The organism is Streptomyces thermoalcalitolerans (assembly GCF_039525155.1).
Classification (GTDB): domain Bacteria; phylum Actinomycetota; class Actinomycetes; order Streptomycetales; family Streptomycetaceae; genus Streptomyces; species Streptomyces thermovulgaris.
Genome location: NZ_BAAAHG010000018.1, coordinates 15,922 through 33,474, shown reverse-complemented (window position 1 = coordinate 33,474; position 17,553 = coordinate 15,922). Strand labels below are relative to the sequence as shown.

The following is a 17,553-nucleotide window of genomic DNA, read 5'->3' as shown; positions in this document are numbered from 1 at the left end:
CAGTGCGGGAGAGCAGTCGATGCGCTACGAGATCCGCATCGAAGGACATCTATCGAAGGACATCTGTCGGAGACGCTGGCCAAGGCATTCCCCGAGCTGGACCATGTGGTGATGTCCGGCCAGACGATCCTGTTCGGTCTCGTCGTGGACGATGCGCACCTGTACGGGCTTGTGGTCCGCTGCCAGTCGCTGGGCCTGCGCCTCCTCGAGATGCGCCGCCTGCCGGAGTGAGGCGGGTCAATAGGGCGGTGTCCGTCCTCCCTCCGTGGGCGGGGGCTGCTCCCGCCCGGGCGGCCTGTCCCGGTGCTGGTGCCGCAGACCTGCCTGGATGGCCTCCGCCAGCACCCGCGCGGCGACGCCCACGAACAGCAGCCCGCCCGTCATCTGGAGCATGACCAGCACACGGGCCGTCTGCGACCGGGCGGTGATGTCGCCGTAGCCCACGGTGGTGAACGTGGTGAGGGCGAAATACAGAGCGTCCGTCCGGGTCAGCGACTCGCTGAAGGAGCCGGCCGTGGCGCGGTCCAGAAGGAAGTAGGCGCTGGCGAAGAGCAGCAGAAACAGTGACAGCGTGGTCGCGAACGCCTCCACGGCCCTCAGCCGGGGGTACGGGGAGCGCGTGATCATCACCGCCTCCCACCCGAACAGCACCGCGACACCCACCAGGCCGCCCACCAGCAGAGCCGATGTCCTCACCGCGCCGCGGTCGTCCAGGGGCAGCAGACAGTACGCCACGACGAAAGCGGACGTGACGAGCACGGAACGGGCCAGGACCACGACGGCCTGCCGTCGCGGCGAGCGCGGGGACCGGCTCCCGCGGGGCGCGTGACGTCCCGGTGCGTGGCCTCGACCACGTGGAGCTGCCGAATCGCCCATCAGGTTCTCTTCCGATCCGCCTCCTTGGGAAACGGATGCGCGGTCCGGTCCCGGATCGGCGCGATCCCGCACCCAGCTCACCGTGACAGCGGACCGCACGGATCACCCCTGGCGGGTGATCCGTGCGGTCCCGGCCGTGCGGGATGTTGGTCTTCCAGGTCCTCGTGGGTCTTCCAGGTCCTTGTGCACCGTCCCGTCGGCGGTCCGTGAGCGGCCTGGGAGAACCCGTGAGGACCCCGTGAGGAGCCGTGAGGAGGAGCCATGACCGAGCCGCGTGGTTCGGCTGCGCACGGCGGACCGGAGCCCGCCCCTGACGGTACGACCCCCGGTGCGGCCGGTGATCCCGCGGATGTGCTGGCGGGACTGGGCAGTTCGTGGACCTGGATCCTGATGTCGGCACTGGCGACGCTGATCCCCGGGATCATCGTCCTCGCCTGGCCCGGCGGGACGCTGCACGTCCTGGCGGTCGTCATCGGCCTGTACCTGCTGGTGACCGGCGCGTTCCGGTTCGTCACCGCGTTCTCCCGGGGGGAGCACGGCGAGCGGCTGCCGCGGCTGCTCGGGGCGGTGCTGTTCGTCCTCGCCGGCGTGCTGTGCCTGCGGCACCCCTTGCAGACCGTCGCCGCGCTCTCACTGATCGTCGGCACCGTCTGGCTGCTGTCCGGCATGCTCACCGCCTACACGGCCCTCGCCGCCAAGGACATGACCCATCGCGGCCTCGTCCTCGGCGCGGCGGCGCTCGGCATCGTCGCGGGCATCGTCGTTCTTGCCCTGCCCACCGAGTCGGCCGTCGTTCTCACCCGCCTGCTCGGCCTGTGGCTCGTCCTGCTCGGCCTGATCGAGCTGGGCATTGCCTTCGCCTGGCGCTCGGCACTGCGCAAGGGACGGGCCGGGGATCTGCCGGGGCCGACGGGGCCGACGGCCCCGGTGTGAGCCTGCTGGGTGCAGGCGACCGCCCCGCCCGGAGGACGGGGGCCGGTGCTCGCCGGTCGCCGGGCGCGGGCTGCGGCACTCCACGGTCACCCGTATGGGGCGAGGCGCCCGGGGGCTTGCCGTGCGCACGCTGAGGAACGGCAGGGCACGGCAGCCGGGCGCGGGCCCGGGACGGAGGAGAGAGATGAGTACGCAGATGTACCTCGCCTATGACTATCCGCTGTTGAGCGCCTTCTGGACGATGCTGTGGTTCTTCGTGTGGGTCATGTGGTTCGTCCTGCTCTTCCGGGTCGTCCTCGACATCTTCCGCGACGACGGCCTGAACGGCTGGGCCAAGGCCGGCTGGCTGGTGTTCTGTCTCGTGGTGCCGTTCCTCGGCGTCTTCGTCTACGTCATCGCCCGGGGCAAGAGCATGGGCCGGCGGGAGATCGCCCAGGCGCAGAAGCAGCAGGAGGCCTTCAACGCCTATGTCCGCCAGGCCGCGCGCGGCGGCGGGTCCAATGTCGACGAGCTCGCCCGTCTGTCCGACCTGCGCTCCCGCGGTGACATCACGGACGAGGAGTTCGCCCGGGCCAAGGAGATGGTCCTGGCCGGCGGCGCCCCCGAGGGCCGCGCCACCTCCGTCACCTCCACCCCCGAGACTCCCGGCCCCCGCTGAGCCCGGCGGAACGAGACGGATCGAGGCGGCAGAGATGACCGCGACCCCCACCGCACATCCGGACACGGCGAGGATGGCCTGGGCCACCGGCCTGACGGCCTTCGCCGCCGTCATGCTGACGATCGCCGGCGTGCTCGACATCTTCCGCGGGATCATGGGCATCGCCCAGGACGACGTCTTCGTCGCCACGCGCGACTACGTCTTCCGGCTCGACCTCGCCGGCTGGGGCTGGATCCACCTGATCCTCGGGATACTCGCCGTGATCGTCGGCATCGGGCTGTTCCAGATGGCGACATGGGCACGCGTGGCCGGCGTGGTCATCGCCGGGTTCCTCATCCTCGCCAACTTCCTGTCCCTGCCGTACTACCCGGTCTGGTCGGTCGTGGCGATCGCCATCTCGGGCTTCATCATCTGGGCCCTGTGCGTGGCACGCCCCGAGGAGCCTCTTGAGGAGCCTCCCGCCTCCGCCGGCGCGACGCCGCGCGCCTTGTGAGGCGCAGCACATCGGCAGCCGCCGCGGCCGGGGCGCACCGGGGCAGGCCTGCGGGGCTTCGGACCGGCCTTGCGGAGGGCAGGAGAAAACGCCGGAAAGAGAGACCGCCGGAAACGGAACGGAGAGGCGGTGGACGTGGTACGGACGGGGGACGCGGGCTCCACCGGAGGACGACCGGCGGAGCACCGCGGAACGCACGCCGCATGGGCCCGTCTGGCCCTGCTCGCACTGCTGGCCGCCGTTCTCCTGCCGCTCGCGGCCGCGGGCGCGAAGAGCCTGTTCTGGCTGCTGGTCGGGGTCGCCGGACTGGCTCTGACCGTCGTCGCGCTGTGGTGGACGGTGGCGTATGCCCGCGCCGTCCGGGTGGCGGGGCTGCTGCTGGCCGTGATGTCACCCCTCGCCGTACTGGTCCTGTACGCCGCGAACGGCATGCTGGCACCGGCCTTCCTCTCGCTGGGCCTGCTGGCCCTGGCCGTGACGGCCGCACGGATCGCGGTGACCCCGACGGGCGTGGCTGCCGCGCGCGCCCGTGTGCCGCGTCCCGCCGAGGCACCACGCCACCCCTGGATCCTGATGAACCCGCGCTCCGGCGGCGGCAAGGTCGGCCGGTTCGGTCTGGCGGAGAAGGCCGGAGCGGCCGGGGCCGACGTCGTCCTGCTGGATCCCGGGCAGCACCAGGACGTGACGGAACTGGCCCGGCGTGCGGTGGACGACGGAGCCGACCTGCTGGCCGTGGCGGGCGGGGACGGCACCCAGGCGCTGGTCGCCGAGGTCGCGGCCCGGCACGACCTGCCCTTCCTGGTGATCCCGGCCGGTACGCGCAACCACTTCGCCCTCGACCTCGGCCTCGACCGCGACGATCCGGCCGCCGCTCTGGAAGCGCTCACCGACGGCGTCGAGACCCGTGTCGACCTCGGGTACGCGGCCGACCGGGTGTTCGTCAACAACGCCTCCTTCGGCGCGTACGCGGCCGTGGTCGGCGACCCGGCCTACCGTGACGAGAAACTCCGCACGACCCTGCAGACGCTGCCCGAACTCCTCACAGGCCCCGCGGAGTCCAGGCTGCGGGTGCGGGCCGGACAGTTCCGGGCCGACGGTCTGCAGGCACTGCTCGTCAGCAACAACCCCTACCGGCGTGCCGTCGACTCGCTGCACCCGGGGCGCCGGGAGCGGCTGGACTCCGGGCGGCTGGGCGTGCTGTGCGTACGCGTGGACAACTCCGTCCAGGCGGCGGGCCTGCTGCGCGGCCCCCGCTCGTCGGGCGTCACCCGGCTCACCGCGACGGAGGTGGTCGTCGAAGCGGATGCGGCCATGGTCCCCGCCGGCATCGACGGCGAGTCGGTCCTCCTGCCCGCCCCTGTGGTCTGCCGTGTCGCCCCGGGAGCCCTACGGGTCCGCCTCCCGCGCCGGCACACCCCGGCCCCCACGGGCAGACCACCTGCCGACTGGCCGCGCGTACTCCGCCTGGCGCTGCCCCGGTGCGGGGCGGCCGGGCGAGGACCGGGCCGCCGCTGACGAGCTCATGGGGCAAGACCGGGGCCGGCCCCTGGTCGGCGGCGCAACGATCCCCCGGCCCGATGACCGCGAGATGCCCCAGCGGCACACGCTGTGGGGGTGTTCCCGGGGAGGCCGGTCCTCGGGGCGAAGGGGCCTTGGGACGAAGGACGGACGGAGCCGCTCGCGGCGTACGCCCCGGGCCCTGGAAGGTGACGGAGAAGTTGACAGACCGGAGGTGCCGATGTGACGGAACCTCGGCGAGGCGCCCGCCGGAACATGGGCGAGGGCGCTCGTCCGGACGAGAATCGACGCCATGCTTGCCGCCTACATCGAAGAGCTCGGTTCGCCGGACCTCATCCAGGTCGGTGAACTGCCCCCTCCTCAGCCCGGTCCCGGCGATGTGCTCGTCGATGTCGAGGTGACCGCCGTCAACCACGTGGACACCTTCGTGCGTTCGGGGGCCTGGCGGACGGAGATGTCCTTCCCCTTCGTCATCGGGCGCGACCTCGTGGGCACGGTCGTGTCGGCCGGGCCCGGCGCACCCGGCTTCCGCGCCGGGGACCGGGTGTGGTGCAGCAGCCTCGGGTACGCCGGCCGCCAGGGGGCCGCCGCCGAGCAGGCCGTGGTGCCGGTCGACCGGCTGTACCACCTGCCGGACGGCGTCGACCCGGTGGACGCGGTGGCGCTGTCCCACCCGGCGTCGACGGCGTACCTCGCGCTGTTCACCCACGGGCGGGTGCGGGCCGGGGAGACGGTCCTCGTGCTCGGTGCCGCGGGAAACGTCGGCAGTGCCGCCGTGGTGATGGCCCATCAGGCCGGTGCCCGGGTGGTGGCCGTCGCCTCGGCGCAGGACGCGGACCACTGCCGTGCTCTCGGCGCCCGGCACACGATCGACTACCGGGACCCCGAGATGCCCCGCCGGATCCGCGAGGCCGCACCCGACGGGGTCGACCTGTACATCGACACCTCCGGCCGCAACGACCTCGAGATGGCGATGGACCTTCTCGCGTCGCGCGGACGTGTGGTGATCCTGGCCGGGCTGCGGACCCGGCCCGTGCTGCCCGCCGGGCCGCTGTATCTGCAGGACCGGTCGGTGCACGGCTTCGCCATCTCCCACGCCCGTGTCGACGAGCTGGCCGAGGCCGCCGCCCACGTCGGCCGGCTGATGGCCGACGGCCTGCTGCGCCCGCGCGTCACGGAGGTGCTGCCGCTGAGCGAGGCGGCCAAGGCCCACCGCAGGCTCGAGGAGGGCAGGGTCCGCGGAAAGCTGGTGCTCCGGGTCGCCGATCCGGCCCGGTGAGACCGGCGGACGCCGCACGGCCCCTGCCGGGCGCCGGGACGGACAGGCGCAAGAGATCACCTGAAACAGGTCGACCGGAATGGATCGACTGGGATAGACCGACCGGAACAGACCGGTGAAACCCGTGAAAGAACGGGTGTGCCGCCGACGGTTCTTCTGCTGCCTTTTCAGGAGAACCGTCGGCGGTTTTTCTCATGGCTTCTCCGCTTCGCCGCCGGCCTTTCGGAAACTTGACGGATCAGAGCGGCCTTGGTTGACCCTCGCATGTCGCAATCGGCAGGATCTCAGCCATGGCGAACACAATCATCGAAAAGTCCCCGCTGTTCGAGCTGCGCGCGAGCAAGCGTATTTCCGCGCGCCCCGACGAGATTTACGCGGTCGTCAGCGACCTGCCGCGCAGCGCCGAATGGAGCCCGGAGTGCAAGGGCGGCGAGTGGGTGGAGGGGGAGCCGTCCGCGGTGGGTTCGATCTTCCGCGGGGAGAACCTGCGCGGCGAGGACGTGGTGGGCTGGGCCCCGCTGATCCGCGGCACCTGGTACACCGAGGCCAGGATCGTGGCGGCGGAGCCGGGCCGGACCTTCCGCTGGATGATGCTCACGCACGCCCGTGAGGACCAGGAGAGCATCTGGGGTTTCGACATCGAGCCCGACGGCGACGGCAGCATCCTCACCCACCATTTCCGCATGGGCAAGGCAACCGCCGGAATCCGGAAGATCGTCAAGGATCTGAGCGAGCCGGAGCGGGAGAAGTTCATCACGGAGTGGACGGAGAAGCTCGAGCGGGACCTGGACGAGACGCTCGACCGCATCAAGGACGTCATCGAAAAGCAGTAGCCCATTCCTTCCCCGGTGGCCGGTGATGCGGGAAACCGCATTCATGGACGAGAGAGCGGGTAGATGTTTCTCCAGCGCATAGGAAACAAGGGAATTCGCCTGGGCACGCTGTTCGACCGAGCCGCGGCCCGGCACCCGGCGAACTTCGTGGTCCTCGATCACGACCTCGACATCGCGCCCGAACTGGGCCGCCGCGCGACACTGACGGAACTGGCCGGCCTGATCGACGACTTCGCCTCCCGCCTGTGGGCGGTACGGGTCCGTCCGGGAGACCACGTCGTCGTGCACAAGAGCGACGGCTTCGACATCTCCCTCCTGGCCTGCGCGGTCGCGCGGATCGGGGCCATCCCCGTCCTGCTCTCGCCGAAACTGGACGGGGAGACGGTCGCCGTCCTGCTGCGCAGGGTCGGACAGCCCTTCCTGGTGACCGACCAGGCCAAGCTGGAGGGCTCCCTGCCCGCCGAGGTGCTGGAGCTGTCCCGGCAGACGCTGCTCACCTCCGGCGAGTACCCGGGCACCACGCCCCTCGCCGACCTGGCCGGAGTCCCGCGCGTGCCGGCGATCACCATGCCCCCCGACCACCCCACCCTCATCACGCACACCTCGGGCACCACGGGCATCCCCAAACTGGCCGTGCACACCGGCAGGAGCTTCCAGGCCCGCTACCGTCCGCAGGCGACCGTGGTGGCCGCCGCGGTCGGACGCAGCGAACCGATCGCCGTGCATGTGTCGTTCGTGCACTCGCGGATGTACACGGCCATGCCGATCTCGATCCTGCAGGGCCACCCGCTGATCATCCTCAGGGACGACGACCCCGAGCCGGTCGCCGACCTGTTCGTCCAGGTGCCCCCGGGCTTCATCGAGGCCCATCCCAACACCTTCCTGCGGTGGGAGGTCCTGGCGGACGACCCGCGCGGCCCGCTGGCCCAGGTGAAGTACTTCTCCAGCACCTTTGACGCCATCCACCCGCGCACGGTCAACCGCCTGCTCCAGGCCTCCCGCCGCAAGGGCTGCCGGTTCGCACAGGCCTACGGGCAGAGCGAGGTGGGCCCGATCGCCGGACGCACCTACTCCCTCAAGGACGGCGCCGACTTCAACGGGCGCTGCGTCGGCATGCCGTTTCCCGGGATGACCGGGGTGCGCGTCGTCAGCCGCGACGGCCGTCCCCCCACCCGGGAGAACCCCGGCTTCATCGAGGTCAAGAGCGACGGCCGTATCGTCACCTACCTCGGTGAGCACCACCGCTGGGAGAAGCAGGCCGACGGCGCGTGGTGGCGCATGGGCGACCTCGGCTACCGCACCAAGTGGGGCTGCCTGCACCTGCTGGACCGCGAGGTCGACGAGATCCCCGGCATCCAGAGCACCCTCGAGATCGAGGACAAGCTCTTCACCCGGCTGCCGGAACTCGTCGAGGTCATCATCGTCCCCGGCAAGGACGGCACCCCGGTGCCCGTGGTGTGCACCCGGGACAACAAGCCCCTGGACCAGGTCGCCTGGCAGTCGGCCGTGGCCGGCCTGCCGCCGATGGCCGACCCCGTCCAGTGGCGGCTGGAGGACCTGCCGCAGACCGCCACCACGAAGATCAAACGACTCGAGCTGGCCCGCCTGCTCAACGGTCAGGCCCCGGCGCGGTAGCAGCGCCACGGCCCGCATCGGCGCCACGGCCGCTTTGCCGTCCCTTTGTCGCCCCTTTCGTCGTTCCTTTCGCCATCCCTTTCGTCGTCCCCTTTGTCATCCCTTTTGCCGTCCCTTTTGCCGTCCCTTTTGTCGTCCCTTCGGGCTCCGTGTCTCCGGGGCCCGAAGGCATGCCCGGCCCGCTTCACCTCAGCCAACCCCGCCGACACAGGAGGCCCTACAGACATGACGACCCGCCTGCCCGCCTCAGGGCGATGGATCGAGGGCTGGGACCCGGAGAACGAGGACTTCTGGGAAAGCACCGGCAAGAAGATCGCCCGCCGCAATCTGGTGATGTCCATCCTGTCCGAGCACATCGGCTTCTCCGTGTGGAGCCTGTGGTCGGTGCTCGTGCTGTTCATGTCGCCGAAGGTCGGTCTGGGCTTCGCCCCCGAGGAGAAGTTCCTGCTGGTGGTGACCCCGACCCTGGTCGGCGCGGTGCTGCGGCTGCCGTACAGCTACGCCGTGACCCGCTTCGGCGGCCGCAACTGGACGGTGTTCTCCTCCGCCGTCCTGCTCGTGCCCACGTCCCTCGCGCTCGTCTTCGTCCAGCGCCCCGGGACACCCCTGTGGGTGTTCCTTCTGATCGGCGCCGTGACCGGCGTGGGAGGCGCCAACTTCGCCTCCTCCATGACCAACATCACCATCTTCTACCCGCAGCGGCACCAGGGCTGGGCCCTCGGCGTGAACGCGGGCGGCGGCAACCTCGGCGTCGCCGTGATCCAGTTGCTCGGCCTGCTGGTCATCGCCACGGCCGGGGACACCCACCCGTCGTACGTCATCGCCGCCTATCTGCCCCTCATCGTGATCGTGACCCTGCTGGCGGCGCTGAGGATGGACAACGTCGACGCCGTGCGCGCCGAGCCGGGCGCCCTGCGCGAGGCCGCCGCCAGCCGCCACACCTGGTGGATATCCGTCCTGTACATCGGCACCTTCGGCTCGTTCATCGGCTACGGATTCGCCTTCGGTCTCGTTCTGCAGAACGAGTTCGGGTCCACCCCCCTGGAGGCCGCCTCCGTCACCTTCCTCGGCCCGCTGCTCGGATCCCTCGCCCGGCCCGTCGGCGGCAGAATGGCCGACCGGTGGGGCGGACCCCGGGTCACCCTGTGGAACTTCCTCGGCCTCGCCCTGGGCACCGTCGTCCTGCTGATCGCCTCCCGCGCCGCCTCCTTCGGCCTGTTCGTCGTCGGCTTCACCGCCCTGTTCGTCCTCAGCGGCATCGGCAACGGCTCGGCGTACAAGATGATCCCCGCCGTGTTCGCCCAGGAGGCGGAGAACGCCATCACCTCCGGCGCCGACGCCCCGCCCGCCTTCGCCCGGGCACGGCGCGTCTCCGGCGCGGTCATCGGCATCGCCGGCGCGATCGGCGCGCTCGGCGGCGTCGCCATCAACCTCGCGTTCCGCGCCTCGTACCAGGGCGCGGACGGCAGCGGCGAGCCCGCCTTCCTCTGCTTCCTCGCCTTCTACGCCCTGTGCGTGCTGATCCTCCTCAGGGTCTATCTGCGCCGCACCCGCACCGAGCGCACCGATCCCCGTCCGGCCCGGCCCCGCACCTCCCATGTCCGCTGACCGCACGCGGGGTGCCACGGCCGACCGCACGGGGGGCGCCGCGGCCGACCGCACGCGGGGTGCCACGGTCACCGTCAGCACGCACTGCGCCTACTGCGCCCTGCAGTGCGGGACCCGGCTGCACCACGACGGCCGGGCGGTCGGGGTCGAGCCGTCCCCCGACTTCCCGGTGAACCGGGGCAGGCTGTGCCAGAAGGGCTGGACGGCCCCCGCCCTGCTCACCGTGCCCGACCGCCTGCGCACCCCCCTGGTGCGCCGGGCCGACGGCGCACTCGCCCCGGCCGGCTGGGACGAGGCCCTGGATCTCGTCGCCTCACGCCTGACGCGGCTGCGCGAGGAACACGGCCCGGACGCCGTCGCGGTGTTCGGCGGAGGCGGACTGACCAATGAAAAGGCCTACGCCCTGGGGAAGTTCGCCCGGGTCGCCCTCGGCACCAGCCAGATCGACTACAACGGGCGCTTCTGCATGTCGTCGGCCGCGGCGGCCGGGAACGCGGCGTTCGGCGTCGACCGCGGACTGCCGTTCCCCGTCACCGACCTCGCCGACGCCGATGTCGTCCTGCTGGCCGGCGCCAACCCGGCGGAGACCATGCCCCCGCTGATGCGTCACCTGGCCCGCCCCCGGCTCGTCGTCGTCGACCCGCGCCGTACCCGCACCGCCGAACAGGCGGTGCTGCACCTCCAGCCCGCCCCCGGCACCGACCTGGCGCTCGCCCTGGGCCTGCTGCACCTCGCCGTGACCGACGGCCACCTGGACAAGGAGTACCTCGACACACGGACCACCGGATTCGACGCCGCGTGGCGGTACGCCGTCGCCTGGTGGCCCGAACGCGTCGAGCAGGTCACCGGCGTTCCCGTCGCCGACCAGCGTGAGGCCGTGCGCCTGCTCGCCGAGGCCGGCCGGCGCTATGTCCTCACCGGCCGCGGTGTGGAGCAGCACAGCAAGGGCACCGACACCACGGCCGCGTTCATCAACCTGGCGCTGGCCCTGGGCCTGCCCGGCCGGATGGGCAGCGGATACGGCTGCCTCACCGGCCAGGGCAACGGCCAGGGCGGCCGCGAACACGGCCAGAAGGCCGACCAGCTCCCCGGCTACCGCATGATCACCGACCCGGAGGCACGCGCGCATGTCGCCGCCGTGTGGGGCGTCGACCCGGACTCCCTGCCCGGACCGGGCCGCAGCGCGTACCGGCTCCTGGACGCCCTCGGCACCCCCGACGGGCCGCGGGCCCTGCTGCTCATGGGCTCCAACCCGGTCGTGTCCGCCCCTCACGCCGCCCATGTGGCCCGCCGCCTGGCCGCGCTCGACCTGCTCGTGGTGGCCGACCTGGTGCCCTCCGAGACCACCGAACTCGCCGATGTCGTCCTCCCCGTGGCCCAGTGGGCCGAGGAGGAGGGCACGATGACCAACCTCGAAGGGCGTGTCCTGCGCCGCCGGGCCCTGCTCGCCCCGCCCGAGGGCGTACGCACCGACCTGGAGGTGCTGCACGGCCTCGCGGTCCGGATGGGCCAGCCCGCCGAGCGTTTCCCCGTCTCCCCGCGCGCCGTCTTCGACGAGCTGCGCCGCGCCTCCGGCGGAGGCCGTGCCGACTACGCCGGCATCACCTACGAACGGCTGGACGCGGGCGAGGCGCTCCACTGGCCCTGCCCCGACGAGGACCACCCGGGAACGCCCCGGCTGTTCCTCGACCGGTTCGCCCACGCCGACGGCCGGGCGCGCTTCGCCCCGGTGGAGTACCGCGACCCCGCCGAGACACCCGGTGCCGGCCACCCCCTCCACGCCACGACGGGCCGGGTGCTGGCCCAGTACCAGTCCGGGGCCCAGACCCGCCGCGTGCCCGACCTCATGGACGCCGCCCCCGAGGCACACGTCGAGATCCATCCCGACACCGCCGCCCGGTACGGCCTGAGCGAGGGAGACCTGGCCCGGGTCACCTCCGCGCGCGGCAGCACGATCGCCCGGGTGCGTCTGGTGCGGACCCTGCGCACCGACACCGTCTTCCTGCCGTTCCACTTCCCGGGCGCCGGCCGGGCCAACCTGCTGACCGGCCCGGCCCTGGACCCGGTCAGCGGCATGCCCGAGTTCAAGGTGAGCGCCGTACGCGTCGAACCCTGGCAGGAGCGGACGACATGACCGCGGTCACCGTCATCGGCTGCGGCCCCGCCGCCCACCGCCTGGTCCAGCGCCTGCACCACCACGGGCATCGCGGACCCGTCACCGTGCTCGGCGCCGAACCGGAGCCCGCCTACAACCGGGCCCTGCTCGTCTCCGCCCTCGACGGCACCCTGCGCGCGCGGGACCTGACGCTCGCGCCGTTCCCGCCGGGAGTGCGGGTGCGCACCGGCACCCGCGCCGTCGCGGTGGACCGGCGGCGCCGCCTGGTGCGCGGCGACGACGGCTCGGAACACCCCTACGACGTCCTGGTGCTGGCCACCGGCTCCCGGGCCGCGCTGCCCCGGCTGACCGGTGCCGGCGGCCGGTCCGCTCCCGACGTCCGCGTCCCGCGCACCCTCGCCGAGGCCCGCCCGGTCGGCAAGGGGCCCGTCGTCGTGGCCGGCGGCGGACTGCGCGGCGTCGAGACCGCCTACGCCCTCGGCCGCGCCGGGCACCACGTCACCCTCGTCCACCCCGGCGCCCATCCGATGCACCGGCTGCTCGACGAACGCGCCGGAGCCCTGCTGGCCGCCGCGCTCCGGGACGCCGGCGTGGTGCCGGAGACCGGACGCCGTGTCACCGGCGTGGAACCCGGCAAGGCCGTCCTCGACGACGGCCGCCCGCTGGCCGCCGGGACGCTTCTGCTGTGCACCGGCGCCCGGCCCGACACCGCGCTCGCCCGCGACGCCGGACTGGCCGTGCGGCACGGCGTCGTCGTGGACGACCGGCTGCGCACCTCCGACCCGGACGTGTACGCCCTGGGCGACTGCGCCGAGCATCCCGGCTGCCACGCCACCCTGGCGTCCGCCTGGGAGCAGGCGGACGCCCTGGCCCGGACGCTCACCGGCGGCGACGGCCGCCTGCGGCCCGCCCGGCACGTCGTCCGGCCCCGGCTGTCCGGGCTCGACATCGCCGTCGTCGGCCCGCCCGGTGCCCTGCACGCCCCGGACGACGGCGAGCAGGTCGTGCTGTCCGATCCGGCCCGCGGCCGTTACGGGCGGCTGGTGCTGCACGACGGGCGTGTGCACGCGGGCGTCCTGGTGCGCCTGCCCCGGGCCGTCGCCACCGTCGGCCAGCTGTACGCGGAGGACCGCCCGCTGCCCGCGGACCGGCTCGCCCTGCTGCTGGGCACCGGCGGGGAGTACGCGGAGTCGGCGGAACTCCCGGACACGGCAGTGGTGTGCCAGTGCAACAACGTCACCAAGAAGGGCCTCGAGCAGGCATGGCGGAGCGGGGCACGGGACCTTCCCTCGATCGCCGCCGCGACCCGCGCCACCACCGGCTGCGGCAGCTGCGCAGCCCTCGTCCGCCAGGTCTGCGAAGGACTCGCACCGGCGTGAGGGGAAGCGCGAGGAGCCGTGCGAGAAGAAGCCCGAAGAGAGGCCCAGAAGCCCGAAGCGCAGCGCGAAGAGCGGCGTGAAGAGCAGCGCGAAGAGAGACGTGCAGGGAAACGTGCAGGGAAACGTGGGGGAGGACCGCCGTATGGCACGCGTCCTGGTCGTCGTCGGGCACGGAATGGCCGGCCACCGGCTCGTCGAGGAGATCCGGTCCGGTGACCGGTCGGGCCGGTGGCGGATCGTGGTCGCGGCGGAGGAACCGCGGCCCGCCTACAACCGCACTCTGCTGTCCTCGTACGTCGACGGCAGAACCGTCGCCGACCTCACCCTCCCCGCACCCCGCCTGCTCACCGACCCACGGGTGGATCTGCGGCTGAACACCAGGGTGACCTCCGTCGACCGCGCCGCCCGCACCGTGACGTGCGCCGACGGCACGGTGCTCGGGTACGACGCGCTCGTCCTGGCCACCGGATCGCGCCCGTTCGTGCCTCCCGTCCCCGGCCGTGAGCTTCCCGGCTGCTTCACCTACCGCACGATCGAGGACCTCGACGCGCTGCGCGCCGCCGCGGCGCCGGGCGAACCCGGTGTCGTCATCGGCGGCGGCCTGCTGGGCCTGGAGGCCGCACAGGCCCTGCGGCTGCTCGGGATGCGACCGCATGTCGTCGAGATGGCACCGCACTTGATGCCTCTTCAGGTCGACGAGGGCGGCGGCCGGGTCCTCGCCCGGCTCGTGGGCGCGCTGGGGGTGACCGTGCACTGCGGCCGTGGTGTCGCCTCGCTCGACGAGGGGCCCGGCCGGCGGGTGTGCGGGGTGACGCTGTCGGACGGTACGCGTCTGCCGGCGCGCGTGGTGGTGTTCGCCGCCGGGGTGCGTCCCCGCGACGAACTGGCGGCGTCCGCCGGACTCGAACGCGCCGAACGCGGAGGCGTCCTGGTGGACCGGCACTGCCGCACGGCCGATGAGCGGATCTGGGCCGTGGGGGAGTGCGCCGCGGTGCTCGGCCGCTGCTACGGCCTCGCCGCGCCCGCCTACCGCATGGCGGAGGAGGTCGCGCGTCAGCTGCTGGGCCTTCCGTCCGACGGCTTCCCCGGAGCGGACATGTCGGCGAAGCTCAAGCTCCTCGGCGTGGACGTCGCCGGGTTCGGCGACGTCCACGCCAGGACCGAGGGCGCCATGGAGTTCATCCGCGACGACCGCGCCGCCGGTACGTACGGCAAGCTGGTCCTGGCCCCGGACGGCCGGACCCTGCTCGGCGGGGTCCTCGCCGGCGACACCGGCGGTTACACGGTGCTCCGCGCCCTTCTCGGCCGCGAACTCACCGCTCCTCCGGAAACCCTGCTGGCCGGGGTCGTTCGGACCGTGTGACGACGGACCGCGTTCGGTTGGCCCCGTGTCGGCCGACCGGGCGCGGTCCCGCATGCCTGTCGGGGAATTGTGTCCTCGTTTCCGTACCCGACCACCCTCGGCGGGGCCGGCGAGATCAGCGGGACCAGTGAGACTGGCAAGGTCAAAGAGACCGACGAGATCGACGGGACTGATGAGACCGGCGAGACCACAGTGCATGCCGTGACGCCCGACATCGGTTTCCCGTGTCCCCGCGGAAGTCCCGGTTCCCGTCCCCGCGGAGCCCCGGCCGAACCGGGTAAAGGACTGGACCATCGCGGCAGTTCAGTCCACCGCGGGGCATGGCGGTCCTCACCGGTGGATGGCCCATCTACCGGAATATGACAGTGGAGATTGAATGAGCGACATGCCTCCTGCCTGAGTATTTTCCGGTCTTTGACCCCCTCTTGGTCGTCCCGTGCAAGCCTCCGCGTGGCGGGGGTGGCCGGATTCTTGCTCTGAGCCCTTCCGTGCATCGCACCGACAGGCCTCACAAAGGCCGTAATCGGCCAAGGGGGAATCGCATGACACGCACGATCTCGCAGCTCGATCATGCCGACCAGGTGATCCGGGAGGGCGTGGGGCAGGCCGTCCTGGCACACCGACCGCACGGCCGCACACACGACGGACTGCTCTCGAGGCTGGGCCCACAGCTGTTCTCCTCGATGCCCCGCCGCGATCAACGCACCAAGGGCATGGCCTATATACGGGGTTTGCTCGAAGCCAAGGGGCGCAAGTCCATACGCAACATCGCCGCGCTCTTCGGCGGCGACGCCACCGAACAGAGCCTTCATCACTTCATCGTCAACTCGACCTGGGACTGGGCACCGGTGCGCCGGGCCCTGGCGCAGCACGTGGAGCGGGTGGCACAGCCTCAGGCGTACGTCGTCCAGCCCTTGATCATCCGTAAGGCGGGGGAGACGTCCGTGGGCGTGGAACGGCGCTTCGTGCCGGAACTCGGACAGGTCGTCAACGCCCAGCAGGCGGCGGGTGTGTGGGCCGCCACGCCGGACTGGAGCAGCCCGCTGAACTGGCGGCTGCAGCTGTCCCGCAGGTGGCTGGCGGACCGGCATCAGCGCAGTCAGGCCTGCATCCCCGACACCGAGGCGCCGGAAAGCCTGGGTCAGTGCTCGGTCACGGCCTACCAGGAATTGATCAAGAAGTGCCATCTGCCGATCAGGCCGGTGGTCATGGATGTCCGGGAGACGGACGTGGCCGCGGTGGTCGGGCGGCTGCGGGCCGCGGACACCCCGATGCTGCTGCGGATCGACGGTGCCCTGCGGCTGACGGTGGAGGAGCCGGCGTTCCCCCGGCGGGGCGTCAGCATGACGGCCCAGCAGATCATGTCGGCGGTCTGGCACGTACGGCAGTCGGGCGGGAAGTTCCCGGCTCCCGGTCCGGTGGTCACCATCCGGGTCGCGCTGTCCTCCGCCGTGGGCCGCAGGGAACGGTCCGACAGCACACTGCTGCTGATGGGGGTGGCGGAGCACGGTCACTGGCCCGCGGAACTGTGGCTCACCGACCTGACGTCGCTGAGCGTCGGCGAACTGCTCCGGCTGGCCGCTCTCGCCCACCGGGTGGAGCGGGATCTCACGGAGGTCGCCGACCGGGTCGGCATCCGGGACTTCTCGGGGCGGTCGTTCGCCGGATGGCACCGCCACGCCACGCTCGCCTCCGTCGCCCACGCCATCGTGATGATGAGCGACCGGACGGCGTGACGAGCGCCGGGCAGGACCGGCCGGCCGGCGACGTCTGACCTCTCCGGCAGCCGGCACTCCGCTCGCCCGGCACCGTCGGCCGGTGTGTCCGGCCGACCGCGCGACGCCCGACGGACGACAAGGGGTCCGAAGAGGTTTCCATCAGGTCGCAGCCCTGTTCCGCACCGGACCTGACGAACCCGGAAGACGGACCTGACGGACTGATCGGACCAGTTGACGGATAGATCCGTCGGGCGTTGGCCGCGGCACGGGCCGCCGACAGGATCGGGCCATCCCAGCCGATTGCTCGAGTGTTGAGGAGCTGCCGGACATGACCAATGTCGCCGTCATCTACTACTCGTCCCAGGGGAACGTGCACAAGCTCGCCGTCGCGGCCGCCGCGGCGGCCGAGAAAGCGGGCGCCGAGGTGCGGCTGCGCAGGACCGCCGAGCTGACCTCCGAGAGCGTCGTCCCGGGCAACGACAGGTGGAACAAGGCGTGGGCGGAGCACCTGGAGTCCGTCAAGGACATCCCCGAGGCCACTTTGGAGGACCTGGAGTGGGCCGACGCGGTGCTCTGGGGCACCCCCGGACGCTACGGACTGCCCGCCGCGTCGCTCAAGCAGTTCATCGACCTGACCCTTCCGCTGCACTCGCGGCGCGGCCTGGTCAACAAGGTGATGTCGTCCTTCACCTCCACCGCGACGCTGCACGGCGGCCAGGAGAGCACGATCCTGGCGCTCAACAACGCCTTCTACCACTGGGGCGCGATCATCGTCCCGCCCGGTGTGGCCGACCCGGTCCAGCTGGCTCCCACCAACGGCAACCCGTACGGCGTGAGCAGTGTCTCGCGCAACGAGGCCGGCAATGTCGACGAGGACAACCTGGCGGCCATCGAGTACCAGGCCCGCCGCACCGTGGAGATCGCCACGGCGCTCCGCCGGGGGCTGCAGTCCGCCTGATCCGGTGCGCGCGGGGCCGGCGCGGCGGGCGGACGGTCCGGGCCGTGCGTGCGGTGCCGGACCGGCCCCGGCCGCCGCGTTCGTCGTCGTACGGCCCCGCCTCCCGTTCCCTCCGTGCCCGTCCCCTCCTCCCGGGAGCCGACGGGCAGCTCTCAGGCCCCGTTCCAGGCCCCATTCCTTCGCACG

15 protein-coding genes are annotated in these 17,553 nt (G+C 72.1%); 14 read left to right on the top strand and 1 reads right to left on the bottom strand.

Features of this window, described 5'->3' with window-relative positions; translation table 11 throughout:
- The first annotated feature begins 51 nt into the window (after positions 1–51).
- Positions 52–231, top strand: a complete 180-nt coding sequence (locus tag ABD224_RS13305; protein ID WP_425580975.1) for a hypothetical protein — start codon at positions 52–54, stop codon at positions 229–231.
- A 6-nt stretch (positions 232–237) separates the two neighbouring features.
- Here the strand turns inward: ABD224_RS13305 and ABD224_RS13300 are convergent, their stop codons facing one another.
- Positions 238–735: a potassium channel family protein gene (locus tag ABD224_RS13300; protein WP_344049703.1), complete on the bottom strand. Its 498-nt coding sequence runs from the start codon at positions 733–735 to the stop codon at positions 238–240.
- A gap of 402 nt (positions 736–1,137) precedes the next feature.
- On the opposite strand from ABD224_RS13300, the gene ABD224_RS13295 reads away from it, so the two are divergent.
- The 13 genes from ABD224_RS13295 to ABD224_RS13235 all read left to right on the top strand — a co-directional run bounded on the left by ABD224_RS13295 (position 1,138) and on the right by ABD224_RS13235 (position 17,367).
- Complete coding sequence (locus ABD224_RS13295; protein ID WP_344049702.1) at positions 1,138–1,809, top strand: HdeD family acid-resistance protein; 672 nt, start codon at positions 1,138–1,140, stop codon at positions 1,807–1,809.
- Positions 1,810–1,993: 184 nt separating this feature from the next.
- Positions 1,994–2,467, top strand: coding sequence for an SHOCT domain-containing protein (locus ABD224_RS13290; protein ID WP_344049701.1), 474 nt, complete (start codon positions 1,994–1,996; stop codon positions 2,465–2,467).
- Positions 2,468–2,501: 34 nt separating this feature from the next.
- Positions 2,502–2,960 (top strand): DUF7144 family membrane protein, encoded by a 459-nt coding sequence (locus ABD224_RS13285; RefSeq protein ID WP_344049700.1) that lies wholly within the window; start codon positions 2,502–2,504, stop codon positions 2,958–2,960.
- Between the two features lie 129 nt (positions 2,961–3,089).
- Complete coding sequence (locus ABD224_RS13280; RefSeq protein WP_425580972.1) at positions 3,090–4,475, top strand: diacylglycerol/lipid kinase family protein; 1,386 nt, start codon at positions 3,090–3,092, stop codon at positions 4,473–4,475.
- Between the two features lie 295 nt (positions 4,476–4,770).
- Positions 4,771–5,757, top strand: a complete 987-nt coding sequence (locus ABD224_RS13275) for an NADPH:quinone reductase (RefSeq protein WP_344049699.1) — start codon at positions 4,771–4,773, stop codon at positions 5,755–5,757.
- A gap of 290 nt (positions 5,758–6,047) precedes the next feature.
- On the top strand, positions 6,048–6,590 hold the full coding sequence (locus ABD224_RS13270; RefSeq protein ID WP_344049698.1) for an SRPBCC family protein: 543 nt from the start codon (positions 6,048–6,050) through the stop codon (positions 6,588–6,590).
- A 63-nt stretch (positions 6,591–6,653) separates the two neighbouring features.
- Entirely contained in the window at positions 6,654–8,225 is a 1,572-nt protein-coding gene (locus ABD224_RS13265) for a class I adenylate-forming enzyme family protein (protein WP_344049697.1), read from the top strand.
- 225 nt (positions 8,226–8,450) lie between these two features.
- A complete protein-coding gene (locus ABD224_RS13260; protein WP_344049696.1) occupies positions 8,451–9,833 on the top strand; it encodes a nitrate/nitrite transporter in 1,383 nt (460 codons plus the stop codon).
- The gene (locus ABD224_RS13255) at positions 9,823–11,967 is read left to right on the top strand and encodes a molybdopterin oxidoreductase family protein (RefSeq protein WP_344049695.1); all 2,145 of its coding nucleotides are present in this window, start codon (positions 9,823–9,825) and stop codon (positions 11,965–11,967) included. Before ABD224_RS13260 ends, ABD224_RS13255 begins: the two co-directional genes overlap by 11 nt.
- Positions 11,964–13,328, top strand: a complete 1,365-nt coding sequence (locus ABD224_RS13250; protein ID WP_344049694.1) for an FAD-dependent oxidoreductase — start codon at positions 11,964–11,966, stop codon at positions 13,326–13,328. Before ABD224_RS13255 ends, ABD224_RS13250 begins: the two co-directional genes overlap by 4 nt.
- A 142-nt stretch (positions 13,329–13,470) precedes the next feature.
- Complete coding sequence (locus ABD224_RS13245; RefSeq protein ID WP_344049693.1) at positions 13,471–14,691, top strand: NAD(P)/FAD-dependent oxidoreductase; 1,221 nt, start codon at positions 13,471–13,473, stop codon at positions 14,689–14,691.
- 542 nt (positions 14,692–15,233) lie between these two features.
- The gene (locus tag ABD224_RS13240) at positions 15,234–16,427 is read left to right on the top strand and encodes an IS701 family transposase (RefSeq protein WP_344049692.1); all 1,194 of its coding nucleotides are present in this window, start codon (positions 15,234–15,236) and stop codon (positions 16,425–16,427) included.
- A gap of 310 nt (positions 16,428–16,737) precedes the next feature.
- On the top strand, positions 16,738–17,367 hold the full coding sequence (locus tag ABD224_RS13235) for an NAD(P)H-dependent oxidoreductase (RefSeq protein WP_344049691.1): 630 nt from the start codon (positions 16,738–16,740) through the stop codon (positions 17,365–17,367).
- The last annotated feature ends 186 nt before the right edge of the window (positions 17,368–17,553 follow it).